The organism is Streptococcus agalactiae (genome assembly GCF_949788565.1).
Taxonomy (GTDB): domain Bacteria; phylum Bacillota; class Bacilli; order Lactobacillales; family Streptococcaceae; genus Streptococcus; species Streptococcus agalactiae.
In genome coordinates this window covers 1,496,749-1,512,523 of record NZ_OX460931.1, presented here as the reverse complement: position 1 = coordinate 1,512,523, position 15,775 = coordinate 1,496,749, and the positions used below count along the sequence as shown (strand labels likewise).

At 35.7% G+C, this 15,775-nt stretch carries 20 protein-coding genes; 18 read left to right on the top strand and 2 right to left on the bottom strand.

Annotated elements, in window-relative coordinates; translation table 11 throughout:
• Positions 1 to 70: 70 nt before the first annotated feature.
• The 13 genes from upp (at position 71) to rsmI (ending at position 9,999) form a co-directional block, all read left to right on the top strand.
• The gene (upp, locus tag QOR44_RS07745; RefSeq protein WP_000514490.1) at positions 71 to 700 is read left to right on the top strand and encodes a uracil phosphoribosyltransferase; all 630 of its coding nucleotides are present in this window, start codon (positions 71 to 73) and stop codon (positions 698 to 700) included.
• Positions 701 to 824: 124 nt separating this feature from the next.
• Entirely contained in the window at positions 825 to 1,415 is a 591-nt protein-coding gene (locus tag QOR44_RS07740; protein WP_000613483.1) for an ATP-dependent Clp protease proteolytic subunit, read from the top strand.
• Positions 1,416 to 1,514: 99 nt separating this feature from the next.
• Complete coding sequence (locus QOR44_RS07735) at positions 1,515 to 1,760, top strand: DUF2129 domain-containing protein (protein WP_001041186.1); 246 nt, start codon at positions 1,515 to 1,517, stop codon at positions 1,758 to 1,760.
• Positions 1,761 to 1,914: 154 nt separating this feature from the next.
• Positions 1,915 to 3,081 carry an ABC transporter substrate-binding protein gene (locus QOR44_RS07730; RefSeq protein ID WP_000415517.1) on the top strand — a complete coding sequence of 389 codons (1,167 nt, stop codon included), beginning with the start codon at positions 1,915 to 1,917 and terminating at the stop codon, positions 3,079 to 3,081.
• 106 nt (positions 3,082 to 3,187) lie between these two features.
• Positions 3,188 to 4,057: a branched-chain amino acid ABC transporter permease gene (locus QOR44_RS07725; protein ID WP_000941400.1), complete on the top strand. Its 870-nt coding sequence runs from the start codon at positions 3,188 to 3,190 to the stop codon at positions 4,055 to 4,057.
• A 2-nt stretch (positions 4,058 to 4,059) separates the two neighbouring features.
• Entirely contained in the window at positions 4,060 to 5,013 is a 954-nt protein-coding gene (locus tag QOR44_RS07720; RefSeq protein WP_000662328.1) for a branched-chain amino acid ABC transporter permease, read from the top strand.
• Entirely contained in the window at positions 5,014 to 5,778 is a 765-nt protein-coding gene (locus QOR44_RS07715) for an ABC transporter ATP-binding protein (RefSeq protein ID WP_001185985.1), read from the top strand.
• On the top strand, positions 5,778 to 6,488 hold the full coding sequence (locus QOR44_RS07710; protein ID WP_000178146.1) for an ABC transporter ATP-binding protein: 711 nt from the start codon (positions 5,778 to 5,780) through the stop codon (positions 6,486 to 6,488). Before QOR44_RS07715 ends, QOR44_RS07710 begins: the two co-directional genes overlap by 1 nt.
• A gap of 18 nt (positions 6,489 to 6,506) precedes the next feature.
• On the top strand, positions 6,507 to 7,166 hold the full coding sequence (locus tag QOR44_RS07705) for a CBS domain-containing protein (RefSeq protein ID WP_001144250.1): 660 nt from the start codon (positions 6,507 to 6,509) through the stop codon (positions 7,164 to 7,166).
• A gap of 88 nt (positions 7,167 to 7,254) precedes the next feature.
• A complete protein-coding gene (tmk, locus tag QOR44_RS07700; protein WP_000715591.1) occupies positions 7,255 to 7,890 on the top strand; it encodes a dTMP kinase in 636 nt (211 codons plus the stop codon).
• A 19-nt stretch (positions 7,891 to 7,909) separates the two neighbouring features.
• Positions 7,910 to 8,773 (top strand): DNA polymerase III subunit delta', encoded by an 864-nt coding sequence (locus tag QOR44_RS07695; protein ID WP_000364568.1) that lies wholly within the window; start codon positions 7,910 to 7,912, stop codon positions 8,771 to 8,773.
• A gap of 30 nt (positions 8,774 to 8,803) precedes the next feature.
• Positions 8,804 to 9,130, top strand: coding sequence for a DNA replication initiation control protein YabA (yabA, locus tag QOR44_RS07690; protein WP_000358198.1), 327 nt, complete (start codon positions 8,804 to 8,806; stop codon positions 9,128 to 9,130).
• Positions 9,130 to 9,999, top strand: coding sequence for a 16S rRNA (cytidine(1402)-2'-O)-methyltransferase (gene rsmI / locus QOR44_RS07685; protein ID WP_000425861.1), 870 nt, complete (start codon positions 9,130 to 9,132; stop codon positions 9,997 to 9,999). Before yabA ends, rsmI begins: the two co-directional genes overlap by 1 nt.
• A gap of 269 nt (positions 10,000 to 10,268) precedes the next feature.
• On the opposite strand, the gene QOR44_RS07680 is transcribed toward rsmI, so the two are convergent.
• Positions 10,269 to 10,904, bottom strand: a complete 636-nt coding sequence (locus tag QOR44_RS07680; RefSeq protein ID WP_000603274.1) for a copper homeostasis protein CutC — start codon at positions 10,902 to 10,904, stop codon at positions 10,269 to 10,271.
• A 132-nt stretch (positions 10,905 to 11,036) separates the two neighbouring features.
• Between QOR44_RS07680 and serC the strand changes: the two genes are divergently transcribed.
• From serC to QOR44_RS07655, 5 genes are all read left to right on the top strand, one after another.
• On the top strand, positions 11,037 to 12,128 hold the full coding sequence (gene serC / locus QOR44_RS07675) for a 3-phosphoserine/phosphohydroxythreonine transaminase (protein ID WP_000158399.1): 1,092 nt from the start codon (positions 11,037 to 11,039) through the stop codon (positions 12,126 to 12,128).
• Positions 12,129 to 12,195: 67 nt separating this feature from the next.
• Positions 12,196 to 12,744, top strand: coding sequence for a GNAT family N-acetyltransferase (locus tag QOR44_RS07670; RefSeq protein ID WP_001167084.1), 549 nt, complete (start codon positions 12,196 to 12,198; stop codon positions 12,742 to 12,744).
• 62 nt (positions 12,745 to 12,806) lie between these two features.
• Positions 12,807 to 13,988 (top strand): phosphoglycerate dehydrogenase, encoded by a 1,182-nt coding sequence (locus QOR44_RS07665; RefSeq protein WP_000232151.1) that lies wholly within the window; start codon positions 12,807 to 12,809, stop codon positions 13,986 to 13,988.
• Between the two features lie 55 nt (positions 13,989 to 14,043).
• The gene (locus tag QOR44_RS07660) at positions 14,044 to 14,520 is read left to right on the top strand and encodes a methylated-DNA--[protein]-cysteine S-methyltransferase (protein ID WP_000966772.1); all 477 of its coding nucleotides are present in this window, start codon (positions 14,044 to 14,046) and stop codon (positions 14,518 to 14,520) included.
• A gap of 1 nt (position 14,521) precedes the next feature.
• On the top strand, positions 14,522 to 14,878 hold the full coding sequence (locus QOR44_RS07655) for an arsenate reductase family protein (RefSeq protein WP_000287943.1): 357 nt from the start codon (positions 14,522 to 14,524) through the stop codon (positions 14,876 to 14,878).
• A gap of 40 nt (positions 14,879 to 14,918) precedes the next feature.
• Here QOR44_RS07655 and QOR44_RS07650 read toward each other — a convergent pair whose 3' ends face one another.
• The gene (locus QOR44_RS07650) at positions 14,919 to 15,746 is read right to left on the bottom strand and encodes an exodeoxyribonuclease III (RefSeq protein WP_000767486.1); all 828 of its coding nucleotides are present in this window, start codon (positions 15,744 to 15,746) and stop codon (positions 14,919 to 14,921) included.
• Positions 15,747 to 15,775: the final 29 nt, after the last annotated feature.

The following is a 15,775-nucleotide window of genomic DNA, read 5'->3' as shown; positions in this document are numbered from 1 at the left end:
AATACTTTGAATGTAAACAAGCGTTAGAATGTTTTTAATGCTCAAAATTAAATAGAAAGCGGTCATTATAATGGGAAAATTTCAAGTCATTTCACATCCACTTATTCAACATAAACTGTCAATCTTACGTCGCACTACAACATCTACTAAAGATTTTCGTGAGTTAGTTGATGAGATTGCGATGTTAATGGGCTATGAAGTGTCTCGTGATTTACCTTTAGAAGATGTTGAAATCCAAACACCAGTAGCGACAACTGTACAAAAACAATTAGCTGGGAAAAAGTTAGCAATTGTTCCAATTTTACGTGCAGGTATTGGTATGGTTGATGGTTTCTTAAGCCTTGTGCCAGCTGCTAAAGTTGGTCATATCGGTATGTATCGTGATGAAGAGACTTTCCAACCAGTCGAATATTTAGTTAAGTTACCTGAAGATATTGATCAACGTCAGATTTTTGTAGTTGATCCAATGCTTGCTACAGGTGGGTCTGCTATTTTAGCAGTAGATTCTCTAAAAAAACGTGGCGCAGCTAGTATCAAATTTGTTTGTTTAGTAGCAGCTCCAGAAGGAGTGGCAGCACTTCAAGAAGCACATCCAGATGTAGATATTTATACCGCTGCTTTGGATGAAAAACTCAACGAACATGGCTACATTGTTCCTGGACTCGGAGATGCTGGGGATCGCTTATTTGGTACAAAATAAGATTTGAGATGAAGAAGGCTTTTCTGAAGAACTCAGAAAGCCTTTTCTTAAAAAGGTTATTATTTGACCTTTGTTGACCAAATGATTATAATAGTGACAGTGATAAAAAGAAATGGAGAAAGATATGATTCCAGTAGTTATTGAACAAACAAGTCGTGGTGAACGCTCTTATGATATTTACTCACGTCTTTTAAAAGATCGTATTATTATGTTGACAGGCCAAGTTGAGGATAATATGGCTAATAGTATCATTGCACAGTTATTGTTTCTCGATGCACAAGATAATACAAAGGACATTTACCTTTATGTCAATACACCGGGTGGTTCAGTATCGGCTGGACTTGCTATTGTGGATACCATGAACTTCATTAAATCGGACGTACAGACGATTGTTATGGGGATGGCTGCTTCGATGGGAACCATTATTGCTTCGAGTGGTGCTAAAGGAAAACGTTTTATGTTACCGAATGCAGAATATATGATCCACCAACCAATGGGCGGAACAGGCGGAGGCACACAGCAATCTGATATGGCTATTGCTGCTGAGCATCTTTTAAAAACGCGTCATACTTTAGAAAAAATCTTAGCTGATAATTCTGGTCAATCTATTGAAAAAGTCCATGATGATGCAGAGCGTGATCGTTGGATGAGTGCTCAAGAAACACTTGATTATGGCTTTATTGATGCTATTATGGAAAATAATAATCTGCAATAATAGATTTAAAAGAGTTGAGTTTATCAACTCTTTTTTTATTTGTTGGAATTATGTTATAATCTTAGTAATTACAGATATGACGCAGAAAGGAAAAAATTATTGAATAAACAAGAGCGTTTAGGAATGAGCGTTTATCTTTACTATAATCGTGACGCTCGTAAATTATATAAATACGGAGATGTTCATTATCATTCTCGTAGATTAAGATATCTAGTCATTTATGTTAATAAAGAAGATATTGTTAGCGTTAGTAAAGAGATAAAACATTTAAAATTTGTTAAGGATGTTCGGTTATCAGCAATTGATGATATTGATCAGGATTTTGTTGGAAACTTATATCGTTAAGATATTTACTAGTAGTTATTAAAAAGAAGGAGTTCAGATGTCCTTCTTTTTTATTTAGTTTCTATAATTTTCAAAAAAATAATTTAAAAACTATTGACAATATTCTGATAATTCTGTATTATTTTAGTTACCATTTTCAAAAAAGGAGAAAAATATGGAAAAGAGACTTAGTTTAGGAGCTCTTGTTTTAGCTAGTACAGTTCTTTTAGCAGCATGTGGAAATGTCGGAGGAGGAGCATCTTCGACAGGAACAAAAATAGGGAAAGATATTAAGGTAGGATATAACTGGGAATTATCAGGAAACGTTTCTTCGTATGGAAATTCAATGAAGAACGGAGCTGACTTAGCAGTAAAAGAAATTAATGCTGCTGGAGGGGTTGGCGGCAAGAAGTTAAAAGTCCTATCACAGGATAATAAATCAGAAAATGCAGAGGCAGCAACGGTTGCCACAAACTTAGTTACCAAAGGAGCTAATGTCATTATCGGACCAGCAACATCGGGTGCAGCTGCATCTTCAACTCCAAAAGTAAATGCAGCAGCAGTTCCAATGATTGCACCTGCTGCGACACAAGACAATTTAGTCTATGGTTCTGATGGAAAAACCTTAAATCAGTATTTCTTCCGAGCTACTTTTGTCGATAATTATCAAGGAAAGCTATTGTCTCAGTATGCTACAGACAACCTTAAAGCTAAAAAAGTTGTTCTATTTTATGATAATTCATCAGATTACTCAAAGGGGGTAGCAAAATCATTTAAGGAAAGTTATAGTGGAAAAATTGTTGATAGTATGACATTCTCCGCTGGTGATACTGATTTCCAAGCGTCATTGACTAAGTTGAAAGGGAAAGAATATGATGCTATTGTGATGCCAGGTTACTATACCGAGACAGGATTAATAGTTAAGCAAGCGCGTGATTTAGGTATCTCTAAACCGGTTCTTGGGCCTGATGGTTTTGATAGTCCGAAATTTGTGCAATCGGCAACACCTGTGGGAGCTTCAAACGTTTATTATTTGACAGGTTTCACTACACAAGGATCAACCAAAGCTAAAGCTTTCCATGATCATTACGTTAAGGCATATGGTGAAGAACCATCCATGTTCTCGGCTTTATCATACGATGCCGTGTATATGGCAGCTAAATCTGCTAAAGGAGCTAAAACTTCAATTGATCTTAAAAAAGCTTTAGCTAAGCTGAAAGATTTTAAAGGTGTGACAGGGAAAATGTCTATTGATAAAAATCACAATGTTGTTAAATCAGCTTACGTTGTCAAATTAGAGGATGGAAAAACAAGTAGCGTTAACATTATTTCAGCAAAATAAGTATTCTCTAGAAAAAATGGGGGTTTAATTTTCAGCTCCCCTTTTTTAAAAAGTAATTTTTCAGAATAATTCGACAATAATATATAATAGAAAGTATGGTTATAATATGCTTCAACAGCTCGTTAATGGACTTATCTTAGGATCCATATATGCTTTACTTGCCTTAGGATATACTATGGTATATGGCATTATTAAGCTGATTAATTTTGCTCATGGGGACATCTATATGATGGGCGCTTTCATGGGCTATTATTTGATTAATCATCTTCATCTTAATTTTTTCCTAGCTTTATTAATTGCAATGCTGGGGTCTGCTTTCCTAGGTGTTGTAATTGAATATTTAGCTTATCGTCCACTGAGAAAATCAACTAGAATTGCCGCGTTAATTACAGCTATTGGTGTTTCTTTTCTTTTGGAGTACGGGATGGTATACCTTGTTGGAGCGGATACTAGGGCATTTCCGCAAGCCATTCATACTGTTAAATATAATTTAGGACCGATAACTATAACCAATGTTCAGCTCATCATTTTAGGTATTGCGCTATTACTAATGCTTACTTTACAGTTCATCGTTCAAAAAACTAAAATGGGGAAAGCTATGAGAGCTTTATCAGTGGATAGCGATGCCGCACAATTGATGGGAATTAATGTTAACCGTACCATTAGTTTTACATTTGCGCTGGGGTCTGCTTTAGCTGGAGCAGGTGGAGTACTGATTGGGCTTTATTATAATTCTGTTCAACCTCTTATGGGGGTAACTCCAGGGTTGAAAGCATTTGTTGCAGCTGTCTTAGGTGGTATTGGTATCATTCCGGGAGCGGCTATCGGTGGTTTTGTTATTGGCATTTTAGAAACTTTAGCGACTGCACTTGGTGTGTCAGATTTTCGAGATGGTATCGTTTATGCTATTTTAATTCTCATTTTCTTGATCCGTCCAGCAGGAATTCTTGGAAAAAATATTAAGGAGAAGGTCTAGGCATGAAAGAAAATATGAAATCAATTTTATCTTGGTTAGCTATAGTAGTGTTAGGTTATCTCTTGATTAGCGTGCTAATATCTATGGGTATATTTAACCTCTATCATATTCAAATTATTGAAACAATTGGGATTAATGTTATTTTAGCAGTTGGTTTGAACCTAATTGTAGGTTGTTCGGGACAGTTTTCACTAGGACATGCAGGTTTCATGGCTATTGGCGCTTATGCAGTTGCTATTATCGGCGTTAAAATGCCAACTTATGTAGGTTTTTTGATAGCTATACTTGTTGGAACTCTTGTTGCAGGAGGTATTGCCTTAGGTGTAGGAATTCCTACTTTGAGACTAAAAGGTGATTATTTAGCTATAGCTACTTTAGGTGTTGCTGAGATTATCCGTATTTTGTTGGTTAATGGAGGTGATATTACGAATGGTGCTGCGGGTATCATGGGGATTCCGCCTTTTACAACCTGGTCTTTAGTTTATGGGGTGGCAGTTGTGAGTCTTATCCTTGCAATGAATTTTTTGCGTAGTCCCTTAGGGCGTAATACAATTGCTATACGAGAAGATGAAATTGCAGCAGAGTCTATGGGTGTGGATACAACAAAAGTGAAAGTAATTGTTTTTGTTTTTGGAGCTATTTTAGCTTCTATCGCTGGTAGTTTACAGGCTGGCTACGTTGGAACTGTTATGCCAAAAGACTTTTCATTTATGATGTCTGTCAATGTTTTAATTATTGTTGTTTTAGGTGGTTTAGGTTCAATGACAGGGACAGTTTTAGCAGCAATTTTATTAGGATTATTGAATATGTTACTACAAGACTACGCTTCTGTTCGAATGATTATCTATGCTTTAGCCCTGATTTTAATTATGATTTTTAGACCTAGCGGTTTATTAGGAACGAAAGAGTTAACTCTATCTCATCTATTTCGTAAGACGAGTAAGGGAGGCAATTAGATGGCACTTCTTGAAGTAAAAAATTTAAGTAAACATTTCGGTGGCCTAACTGCTGTAGGTGATGTTTCGATGAAATTACATAAAGGTGAATTAATTGGCTTAATCGGCCCCAACGGTGCGGGTAAGACAACGCTTTTTAATCTCTTAACAGGAGTATACCTTCCTAGTAAAGGGACAATATCACTTGATGGTAAGATATTAAATGGGAGGAAACCAGCTAAAATAGCTTCTTTAGGATTAGGTAGAACTTTTCAAAATATCCGACTTTTTAAAAATATGACTGTTTTAGACAATGTACTAGTAGGACTCAGTAATCATCACTTATCACATCCTATTGCTAGTTTTTTACGATTACCCAAATACTATCATAGTGAAAAAGCCTTAAGGAAAAAGGCACTAGAGCTATTAGAGATTTTTGGTTTGAAAGCATATCAAGATGCTCTTGCTAAGAACCTCCCTTATGGAAAACAACGGCGTTTAGAAATTGTTCGTGCTTTAGCAACAGAACCAAAAATATTGTTTTTGGATGAGCCCGCGGCAGGAATGAATCCTCAAGAAACTGCAGAATTGACGCAGTTAATTAGTCAAATAAAGAGTGATTTTGATATTACTATTATGCTAATTGAACATGATATGAACTTGGTTATGCAAGTAACAGAGAGAATTTATGTATTGGAATATGGTCGTCTGATTGCTCACGGGACACCTGAAGAAATTAAAAATAATAAACGTGTTATAGAAGCATACTTGGGGGGTGAGTTATAATGACCATGTTGAAAGTAGAAAATCTATCTATTCATTATGGTGTTATTCAAGCGGTGAATGATGTCTCGTTTGAAGTTAACCAAGGTGAGGTTGTAACCTTAATTGGAGCCAATGGTGCAGGAAAGACATCAATTTTGAGGACAATTTCTGGTTTAGTAAGACCAAGTCAGGGTTCTATTTCTTTTATGGGGAAACCTATACATAAGTTAGCAGCTAGAAAAATTGTTGGCAATGGTTTAGCTCAGGTTCCAGAAGGGCGCCACGTTTTCTCAAGTTTGTCTGTTATGGAAAATTTAGAAATGGGAGCCTTTCTTCAAAAGGATCGTGAACAAAATCAAAAAATGTTAAAAAAAGTGTTTGATCGTTTTCCTCGCTTAGAAGAACGTAAAAACCAAGATGCAGCAACCTTATCAGGTGGTGAGCAGCAAATGCTCGCTATGGGGCGTGCATTGATGAGTCGTCCTAAATTATTACTTTTAGATGAACCGTCAATGGGCCTAGCTCCAATTTTTATTCAAGAAATTTTTAATATCATTGAAGATATCAAAAAACAAGGGACTACAGTTCTTTTAGTTGAACAAAATGCAAATAAAGCTCTGACGATTGCTGATAAAGCATATGTTCTAGAGACTGGGAAGGTTGTTTTATCAGGGACAGGTAAGGAATTACTAGTTTCAGATCAAGTTCGTAAAGCTTACTTAGGTGGATAATATTTAGAGGAGTCAGGTATGCCAGTGAAAGATTTTATGACAAAAAAATTAGTTTATGTCTCTCCAGACACTACAGTTGCAGAAGCTGCTGATTTATTGAGAGAACACCACTTAAGGCGTTTGCCAGTTGTTGAAAATGATCAGCTAGTGGGGTTAGTGACAGAAGGGACAATGGCAGAAGCACAACCTTCTAAAGCAACCAGTCTTTCTATATATGAGATGAACTATCTTCTTAATAAGACAAAAATTCGAGATATTATGATTAAAGATATTGTGACTGTTTCACAGTATGCTAGCCTTGAGGACGCTATTTATTTGATGATGTCTCGAAAGGTTGGCGTTTTACCAGTAGTTGATAATGGACAACTTTATGGTATTATCACGGATAGGGATGTTTTTAAAGCCTTCCTTGAAATTGCGGGGTATGGTCAAGAAGGTTATCGCTTGGTTATATTAGCTGATGACGGGATAGGGGTACTATCAAAAGTCCTAAATCGTCTTTCTAGTGCAAATTTAAGTGTTAAACGTTTAGTCATTATTGAACGAAAAGCAGGTAAGAAAGCGGTCGAGATACAACTAGAAGGATACGCTGACAAGGATGTTTTAAAACAAGAACTAGTATTTGATGATGTTATTGTGGAAACTTTAGAAAAGACCATGAAAAAACCACTTTCTTAAAAATATCAGACATGCACAATCAAGTTGTGGGTGTCTTTTTTTGATAAATTTTGATAGAATAGTAGTAATTATAAATAAAGGATGTACCATGAAAAAAGGACTAATGATTTCTTTTGAGGGCCCAGATGGTGCGGGTAAAACAACCGTTTTAGAAGCTGTTTTACCCTTGCTCAGAGAAAAATTATCACAAGATATTCTCACCACCAGAGAGCCTGGTGGCGTAACTATTTCAGAAGAAATTCGTCATATTATTTTAGATGTTAAACACACGCAAATGGATAAAAAAACAGAGCTATTGCTTTACATGGCTGCTCGACGCCAACATTTAGTAGAAAAGGTACTCCCAGCTCTAGAAGAAGGGAAAATAGTCCTAATGGATCGTTTTATTGATAGTTCTGTTGCCTATCAGGGATCAGGAAGAGGATTAGATAAGTCACATATAAAATGGCTTAATGACTATGCGACTGATAGTCATAAACCTGATTTAACTTTATATTTTGATGTTCCTTCTGAAGTAGGTTTAGAGCGTATTCAAAAAAGTGTTCAAAGGGAGGTAAATCGTCTAGATCTCGAGCAATTAGATATGCATCAACGCGTCCGTCAAGGTTACCTTGAATTGGCAGATTTAGAGCCAAACCGCATTGTGACGATTGATGCCTCCCAACAGCTAGATGAAGTAATAGCTGAGACATTCTCTATTATTTTAGATCGTATCAACCAATGAATCAGGAAGTACAAAGGTCATGGATTTAAAGCGAACACAACCCAAATTGCTGGAAAAGTTTAATACTATTTTACAGTCAGATAGGATGAGTCATGCCTATCTTTTTTCGGGAAATTTTGCAAGTCTAGATATGGCACTTTATTTAGCACAAAGTCAGTTCTGTGAAAAGCGCCAGAGTGGTTTACCATGCCAAAAGTGTAGAGCTTGTCGTTTAATCGCTAATGGAGAATTTTCAGATGTTAAAATCATAGAACCACAGGGGCAACTTATTAAGACAGAGACTATAAAAGAGCTGACTAAAGATTTTTCAAGATCAGGTTTCGAAGGGAAATCACAGGTCTTTATCATCAAAGATTGCGAAAAAATGCATGTCAATGCAGCCAACAGCCTTTTGAAATTTATTGAAGAACCTCAAAGTTCATCCTATGTCATCTTATTGACTAATGATGAAAACAATGTTTTGCCAACAATTAAGAGTAGAACGCAAATTTTTCGTTTTCCAAAACAATTGGACATGTTGGTTCATCAAGCTGAACAAGCAGGATTGCTAAAATCACAAGCTAGCTTATTAGCTCAAGTAGCAGACGATCCTAAACATTTAGAAATATTGTTGGCTAACAAAAAGTTATTAGATTACTTGAATTTAAGTCAACAGTTTGTGACGACCTTGGCAAAAGATAGGCAAACTGCTTATTTAGAAGTATCTCGCTTGACATCGCAAGTTGTAGATAAAAATGATCAGGCATTTGTTTTTCAATGGCTGACAATAATGCTGGCTAAAGAAGGCCAACTTTATGATTTAGAAAATACTTATAGAGCTCAGCAAATGTGGAAGAGCAATGTTAGTTTTCAAAATAGTTTAGAGTATATGGTGCTTTCTTAGACAAATAATACGCGCAGAGAGGAAGAGTGAATGGATAAAAAAGACTTGTTTGATGCCTTTGATGATTTTTCACAAAATTTATTAGTTGGGTTGTCTGAAATTGAGACTATGAAAAAACAAATCCAAAAATTATTGGAGGAGAATACTGTTCTACGTATTGAAAATGGTAAACTTCGTGAGCGTCTGAGCGTTATTGAAGCAGAAACAGAAACTGCAGTTAAAAATTCTAAACAAGGAAGAGAACTACTCGAAGGCATTTACAATGATGGCTTTCACATTTGTAATACTTTCTATGGTCAACGTCGTGAAAATGACGAAGAATGTGCTTTTTGTATTGAATTATTATATAGAGATTGATGGAAATGCAAGTTCAAAAAAGTTTTAAATCAAATACACATTACGGGACACTCTATCTAGTCCCAACTCCAATTGGTAATCTAGATGATATGACTTTTCGTGCCATTAGGATTTTAAGAGAAGTTGATTTTATTTGTGCAGAGGATACACGAAATACGGGACTTTTACTCAAGCACTTTGATATTACTACTAAACAAATTAGTTTTCACGAACACAATGCTTACGATAAAATCTCTGGGTTAATTGATTTGTTAAAAGAAGGGAAATCTTTAGCCCAAGTATCTGATGCAGGAATGCCCTCTATTTCTGACCCAGGACATGACCTTGTCAAGGCTGCTATTGAAGGGGATATCCCAGTTGTATCTATACCAGGAGCTAGCGCTGGTATTACTGCTCTCATCGCTTCAGGTTTAGCTCCACAACCTCATATTTTTTATGGCTTCTTACCGCGTAAGAAAGGTCAACAAATAACTTTTTTTGAAACAAAGCAAGATTACCCTGAAACACAAATCTTTTATGAGTCACCGTTTCGAGTCTCTGATACGCTAAAACACATGAAAGAGATTTACGGAGATCGCCAAGTTGTTTTAGTACGCGAATTGACGAAACTCTATGAAGAGTATCAAAGAGGAACCATTAGTCAACTTTTAGGGCATATTGAAAAGGTCCCTCTCAAAGGTGAATGCTTAATTATTGTTGATGGTAAGAGAGATACCGAGCGAGTGAAAGACAGTAGCCAACAAGATCCACTAGTATTAGTAAAAGAATATATCGCTAATGGCGATAAAACTAATCAAGCGATAAAAAAAGTAGCAAAAGAACTTAATCTCAATAGACAAGAACTCTATGCTAGTTTCCATGATTTATAAGTAATAATATAAAAAGGTTGCCAAAGTTTTCTTTGGCAACCTTTTATAATCTCCGATTTAGCTATTGGAATAAAGAAGTAAGGTGCTTCCAATTTCCTTAAGATTTTTAATTTCAGCTCTTTTGAATACCATTGCAAATTGGATTTTATTTCTGAGAGCAGGTTATAAAAGATGGTATGCTCTTATTCCGGTTCTTTCAGGTTTTACAAAACATGAAAGAACTTAGTAGTAAATATACTAAAGAAACTTATAGCCCTGTTTCGAATTTTTTATTGAGTTATTCTAGTACTATGGGCTTGTTTAACCCCAGTTTCTTGGCAAATATATTGATAGTTTTCAGCAGTCACACCGCCGCCAACCATAATTTCAATACGATTATTAGCATATTCAACTAATGCTTTGATATGTTTGATATTTTCTATAATTGGTTCGCCATTAGATGAACCATGTAGGAGGATTCTTGTAAAGCCTAAAGCAACTAACTGATCTATTGCTTTTTTTTGGTCAGATTTCGGGATAACATCAAATGCCATATGAAAAACAAGTGGCAAACCTTGGGTAGCAGGTAGAAGTTGTTCAATGGCTTCAGTATCAATATGATTATTTGAAGTTAATATTCCCAAAACAAGAGCATCTGATTCTAACTCAACAGCACGTAGGATGTCCTCTTCCATAATACGTAATTCTAAATCATTGTATACAAAATTTCCTCCACGGGGACGAATCATAACAGCGACACTAATACCTTTTTCATGTAAATATTGATTAGCTTCTTTGATAACACCGTAGCTAGGAGTAGTGCCTCCGACAGCAAGGTTATCACAAAGCTCGACACGTGAAATAATAGCTTTATCTAATCTGGTTAAGTCTGTTAAATTCTCTGCACAAAATTCCCTCAAAATCATAAATTACTCCTTTAAACTTGATTGTTCGCCTTTACCATTATATCACGAATAAAAAGCAAAATTAATCAAAAAAATCTTTACAATATTCAAAATACTGTGCTATAATCTTACACAATTATATGGAGGTGTTATATGACAATTTATAATTTTTCTGCAGGTCCTGCAGTCTTACCAAAACCAGTGCTTGTAAAAGCCCAATCTGAACTCCTTAATTATCAAGGGTCCAGTATGAGTGTTTTGGAGGTATCGCACCGCTCCAAAGAGTTTGATGATATTATCAAAGGTGCTGAGCGTTACTTAAGAGATTTGATGGGAATTCCGGATAATTATAAAGTAATCTTTTTACAAGGTGGTGCATCCTTACAGTTTAGTATGATTCCCTTGAATATTGCCAGAGGGCGTAAAGCTTACTATCATGTTGCTGGTTCGTGGGGGAAAAAAGCTTATACAGAGGCTGTAAAACTATCAAAAACAATTCCTTTTGAACCAATTCTATTAGCCTCATCAGAAGAATCAGTTTATGATTATATTCCAGAGTTTGATGAAAAAGAGATTGATCCTAAAGCTGCCTATGTTCATGTGACAACAAATAATACCATTGAAGGAACATCGCTTTATGATATTCCTAAAACTAATGGAGTGCCTGTTATTGCGGATATGTCTTCTAATATCTTAGCTGTAAAATATAAAGTAGAAGATTTTGCAATGATTTATGCAGGAGCTCAAAAAAATATTGGACCTGCTGGTGTAACGGTAGTTATTATCCGTGAAGATATGATTAATGAGGAACCAACTTTATCATCAATGTTGGATTATAAGATTCAGTCAGATGCTGGTTCTCTTTATAATACGCCGCCTGCTTACAGTATTTACATTGCTAAATTAGTCTTTGAATGGGTGAAAAGTCTAGGTGGTGTTGATGCTATGGAAAAAGCTAACCGTGAAAAATCAGGACTTCTCTATGATTATATTGATTCCTCAGAATTTTATAGTAATCCTGTCAGAGATAAAAAGAGTCGTTCTCTATGTAACATTCCTTTCATAACTATTAATAAAGATTTAGATGAAAAATTTGTAAAGGAAGCGACAGAACGTGGATTTAAAAATATTAAAGGGCATCGTTCGGTAGGTGGTATGAGGGCTAGCCTTTATAATGCCTTTCCTAAACAAGGTGTCATCGAATTAATTGATTTTATGAAAACATTTGAAGCAGAAAATGCATAGTAAATGTTATCACGAAAGAAAATTAAACCGTTATTATAGTCTATAATATATAAAAGTGGGTAATATAATGCAAATCAGATTAGCTTTTCCAAATGAAATTGACCAAATTATGCTTCTTATTGAGGAAGCGCGTGCCGAAATTGCTAAAACAGGAAGTGATCAATGGCAAAAAGAAGATGGATACCCTAATCGTAACGATATTATTGATGATATCTTGAACGGTTATGCTTGGGTTGGTATTGAAGATGGGAAGCTAGCGACTTATGCGGCTGTCATTGATGGTCATGAAGAGGTTTATGATGCTATTTATGAGGGAAAATGGCTCCATGATAACCATCGCTATCTAACATTTCATCGTATTGCTATTTCAAATCAATTTCGTGGTAGAGGACTAGCACAGACATTCCTTCAAGGGTTAATTGAAGGTCACAAAGGACCTGATTTTCGTTGCGATACTCATGAAAAAAATGTCACTATGCAGCATATTCTAAATAAATTAGGCTATCAATATTGTGGTAAAGTACCTCTAGATGGGGTACGATTGGCTTATCAGAAGATAAAAGAAAAGGGAGAAACGAGCATCTATCGTGAGATTGATGAAAGAAATCCCATGTAAGAAAAAAAGAAAGGGGTTATTTTAGTCAATGATGACTAAAGAGATAACCTTAGTGAAAAAGAATGGTTTTTAGTGTCAAAACATTTAATAATATTAATCAAATTGGTTTACAAGAGTTAGGGAATCGTTTCCAGATTGATGGGGATATGTCAGAAAATCCTGATGCCTATATTATTCGTAGTCAAAATTTGCATAATCAGGATTTCCCAAGTAACCTCAAAGCTATTGCTAGGGCGGGTGCAGGAACAAATAATATTCCTATTGAAGAGGCAAGTGCACAGGGAATAGTCGTCTTTAATACCCCAGGTGCAAATGCTAATGCTGTAAAAGAAGCGGTTATTGCTGCCTTATTACTTTCAGCTCGTGATTATTTAGGAGCTAACCGATGGGTTAATACTCTAACTGGAACAGATATTCCCAAACAAATTGAAGCAGGAAAGAAAGCTTTTGCTGGTAATGAAATTGCAGGAAAAAAATTGGGAGTTATCGGCCTTGGTGCCATTGGAGCTAGAATTGCGAATGATGCTAGACGCTTAGGAATGACAGTTCTTGGTTATGATCCCTATGTTTCAATTGAAACAGCTTGGAATATTTCAAGCCATGTTCAAAGAGTTAAAGAGATTAAGGATATTTTTGAAACTTGTGACTATATCACAATTCATGTTCCCTTAACAAATGAAACTAAGCATACTTTTGATGCGGAAGCTTTTTCAATCATGAAAAAAGGAACTACGATTATCAACTTTGCTCGTGCAGAATTAGTCAATAACCAAGAGCTATTTGAAGCGATAGAAACTGGTGTTGTCAAGCGCTATATTACTGATTTTGGAGACAAAGAATTATTAAACCAAAAAGAAATTACAGTCTTTCCTCATGTAGGCGGATCAACAGATGAGGCAGAGCTAAATTGTGCTATTATGGCAAGTCAAACCATTCGTTGTTTTATGGAGACAGGAGAAATCACTAATTCAGTTAATTTCCCCAATGTACATCAAATTCAAACCGCACCATTTCGTATTACTTTAATTAACAAGAATGTTCCTAACATTGTGGCTAAAATTTCAACTGCTGTATCAGAGTTAGGTATAAATATTGATAACATTATTAACCGTTCAAAGGGTGACTACGCCTACACACTAATAGATTTAGATGAAACGGATAATAACAAGATTTCTACTTTAATTGAAGAATTTGAAGGTGATGAGAATATCGTCCGTGTACGTTTAATTGCAAAACAACAATAAAGAACTAAAAAAGTCATGAATTGCTTTTCATGGCTTTTTAAGTTATGCTTATCATATGTTATATCAAGAATTCTATCAGTCCCCTCTTGGAGAAATTCGCCTTCTAGCAGACAATCTAGGTTTATCAGGGCTTTATTTTGTTGGGCAAAAATATGATATGCTAGCAGTCAACCAAGAGGAAATTGTTAATATGTCAAATTCCTATACTTTACTTGGTAAGAAGTGGTTAGATGCTTATTTTTCACAGCAAAATTTACCTAGTATTCCATTATCATTGAGAGGGACAGCATTTCAGACGAGAGTATGGCAGGAATTACAGAAAATCCCTTTTGGTGATACAAAAACTTATGGAGAACTAGCGAAAGAGCTAAATTGTCAATCTGCACAGGCTGTTGGAGGAGCAATAGGTAAAAATCCTATTTCTCTAATCATACCTTGTCACCGTGTTTTAGGAAGATATGGTCAATTAACTGGTTATGCTGGTGGCTTAGAAAGAAAATCTTGGTTATTAGAATACGAAAAGGAGAAATAATATGTATACGTTTTATGAATACCCCAAATGTACCACTTGTCGTTCAGCAAAAAAAGAGTTAACTGAACTCGGCTTGACTTTTGAAGCGATTGATATAAAAAGCAATCCTCCCAAAGCTTCGTTATTAAAAGAATTGTTAGAGAATTCGCCTTATGACCTTAAAAAGTTTTTCAATACTTCAGGAAATTCTTACAGAGAATTAGGCTTAAAAGATAAATTTGATGATTTAACTCTTGACCAAGCTTTGGACTTATTGGCATCGGATGGAATGCTTATTAAGCGTCCATTGCTAGTTAAAGATAATAAAATTCTTCAGATTGGCTACCGTACTAAGTATAAAGACCTCAACTTAGTATAAAAAGATGATTGAGTTATAACTCAATCATCTTTTTTTGGGTTTATAGTTCAATCTCCAAAATAATTGGTGTATGATCTTGACGATCACCAGAATGAATCATTTCTGACTTGGTAATTTTATCTGCGACACGGTTACTTGTTAGCCAATAATCAATTCTCCACCCTGTATTGTTGATTTTGGATGTACGACTTCGTTGTGCCCACCAGCTATAAACATTTGGAACATCGCCATGAAGGTAACGAAAAGTATCTGTAAAACCTTTGGCTAGTAGATTTGTAAAGCCTTGGCGCTCTTCATCTGTGAATCCAGCAGAACGACGATTACTGCTAGGATTAGCTAGGTCTATTTCCTTGTGGGCTACGTTATAGTCACCTGTTGCTAGAACAGGTTTTTGACTATCCAATGTTGCTAAATACTCAGCATACTTAATATCCCATATTTGACGGTCACCTAAGCGCTTTAGGCCATCACCTGCATTTGGAGTATAGACCTGTGTGATATAGCAGTTTTCCAATTCGAGAGTAATAATGCGACCTTCATTATCCATTGTAGTAGGAGCATCGATTTCAGGGAAGCTAACAATAGGATTTAACCCTTTACGATATAAGAACATTGTACCAGCATAGCCCTTACGAGCAGGTTCGACTGATGATCGCCAAACCAAATCATATTCTGGGAAGTAAGTTTCAAGTACTTCCAAATGTTTTTTAGTAGGTCCTTTGGCAGACAGTTTAGTTTCTTGAATCGCAATGATGTCGGCATCTTCAGCAACTAAAGTATCAATAACTTGGCGTGACATTAAAGCACGTGTTGATTCACTTGTTAATGCCGCATTGAGGGAATCAATATTCCATGAAATGAGTTTCATAATAATATCCTTTTTTATTTAGTTTAGTT

What these genes read in the sequence shown, in the direction of transcription:
- upp (WP_000514490.1), top strand. Translation starts at nt 71, where the DNA reads ATGGGAAAATTTCAAGTCATTTCACATCCACTTATTCAACATAAACTG.
- QOR44_RS07740 (WP_000613483.1), top strand. Translation starts at nt 825, where the DNA reads ATGATTCCAGTAGTTATTGAACAAACAAGTCGTGGTGAACGCTCTTAT.
- QOR44_RS07730 (WP_000415517.1), top strand. Translation starts at nt 1,915, where the DNA reads ATGGAAAAGAGACTTAGTTTAGGAGCTCTTGTTTTAGCTAGTACAGTT.
- QOR44_RS07725 (WP_000941400.1), top strand. Translation starts at nt 3,188, where the DNA reads ATGCTTCAACAGCTCGTTAATGGACTTATCTTAGGATCCATATATGCT.
- QOR44_RS07720 (WP_000662328.1), top strand. Translation starts at nt 4,060, where the DNA reads ATGAAAGAAAATATGAAATCAATTTTATCTTGGTTAGCTATAGTAGTG.
- QOR44_RS07715 (WP_001185985.1), top strand. Translation starts at nt 5,014, where the DNA reads ATGGCACTTCTTGAAGTAAAAAATTTAAGTAAACATTTCGGTGGCCTA.
- QOR44_RS07710 (WP_000178146.1), top strand. Translation starts at nt 5,778, where the DNA reads ATGACCATGTTGAAAGTAGAAAATCTATCTATTCATTATGGTGTTATT.
- QOR44_RS07705 (WP_001144250.1), top strand. Translation starts at nt 6,507, where the DNA reads ATGCCAGTGAAAGATTTTATGACAAAAAAATTAGTTTATGTCTCTCCA.
- tmk (WP_000715591.1), top strand. Translation starts at nt 7,255, where the DNA reads ATGAAAAAAGGACTAATGATTTCTTTTGAGGGCCCAGATGGTGCGGGT.
- QOR44_RS07695 (WP_000364568.1), top strand. Translation starts at nt 7,910, where the DNA reads ATGGATTTAAAGCGAACACAACCCAAATTGCTGGAAAAGTTTAATACT.
- yabA (WP_000358198.1), top strand. Translation starts at nt 8,804, where the DNA reads ATGGATAAAAAAGACTTGTTTGATGCCTTTGATGATTTTTCACAAAAT.
- rsmI (WP_000425861.1), top strand. Translation starts at nt 9,130, where the DNA reads ATGGAAATGCAAGTTCAAAAAAGTTTTAAATCAAATACACATTACGGG.
- QOR44_RS07680 (WP_000603274.1), bottom strand. Translation starts at nt 10,904, where the DNA reads ATGATTTTGAGGGAATTTTGTGCAGAGAATTTAACAGACTTAACCAGA.
- serC (WP_000158399.1), top strand. Translation starts at nt 11,037, where the DNA reads ATGACAATTTATAATTTTTCTGCAGGTCCTGCAGTCTTACCAAAACCA.
- QOR44_RS07670 (WP_001167084.1), top strand. Translation starts at nt 12,196, where the DNA reads ATGCAAATCAGATTAGCTTTTCCAAATGAAATTGACCAAATTATGCTT.
- QOR44_RS07665 (WP_000232151.1), top strand. Translation starts at nt 12,807, where the DNA reads ATGGTTTTTAGTGTCAAAACATTTAATAATATTAATCAAATTGGTTTA.
- QOR44_RS07660 (WP_000966772.1), top strand. Translation starts at nt 14,044, where the DNA reads ATGTTATATCAAGAATTCTATCAGTCCCCTCTTGGAGAAATTCGCCTT.
- QOR44_RS07655 (WP_000287943.1), top strand. Translation starts at nt 14,522, where the DNA reads ATGTATACGTTTTATGAATACCCCAAATGTACCACTTGTCGTTCAGCA.
- QOR44_RS07650 (WP_000767486.1), bottom strand. Translation starts at nt 15,746, where the DNA reads ATGAAACTCATTTCATGGAATATTGATTCCCTCAATGCGGCATTAACA.